This window comes from Streptomyces sp. NRRL F-5135 (assembly GCF_000719775.1).
GTDB classification, from domain to species: domain Bacteria; phylum Actinomycetota; class Actinomycetes; order Streptomycetales; family Streptomycetaceae; genus Streptomyces; species Streptomyces hebeiensis.
This window is the reverse complement of the sequence record NZ_JOHR01000069.1, coordinates 1-538: the sequence shown is the minus strand read 5'-3', so window position 1 is coordinate 538 and position 538 is coordinate 1. Positions and strand designations below refer to the sequence as shown.

Below are 538 nucleotides of genomic sequence, written 5' to 3'. Positions count from 1 at the left end.
TGTTGGTGGTCACGGGGGCGGCGGGGTTGCTGGCCGCGTGGGTGATCACGATCGACAAGTTCAAGCTGCTGGTGGATCCGGGGTTCACGCCGGGGTGCAGTCTGAATCCGGTGGTGTCGTGCGGCAGTGTCATGGAGAGTGATCAGGCGTCGGTGTTCGGTTTTCCGAATCCGATGCTGGGGCTGGTGGCGTACGGCGTGGTGGTCTGTGTGGGGATGGGGCTGCTGGCGGGGGCGCGGTACCGGCGGTGGTTCTGGCTGGGGCTGAACGCGGGCACGTTGTTCGGGGTGGGGTTCTGTACGTGGCTGCAGTACCAGTCGTTGTACGAGATCAACGCGCTGTGTCTGTGGTGTTCGCTGGCGTGGGTCGCGACGATCCTGATGTTCTGGTACGTGACCTCGCACAATGTGCGTCGTGGTGTGATCGCGGCGCCGGGTGTGGTGCGGGGGTTCCTGGACGAGTTCACGTGGGTGCTGCCGGCGGTGCACATCGGGGTGATCGGGATGCTGATCCTCACGCGCTGGTGGGACTTCTGGAC

General features: G+C 64.9%; 1 protein-coding gene. It reads left to right on the top strand.

Going from position 1 to position 538, the window contains the following annotated elements; all coding sequences use genetic code 11:
* Positions 1 to 2 precede the first annotated feature (2 nt).
* Positions 3 to 538: vitamin K epoxide reductase family protein (locus IG02_RS0135535; RefSeq protein WP_234315036.1), on the top strand; the 536-nt coding region annotated here is incomplete at its 3' end.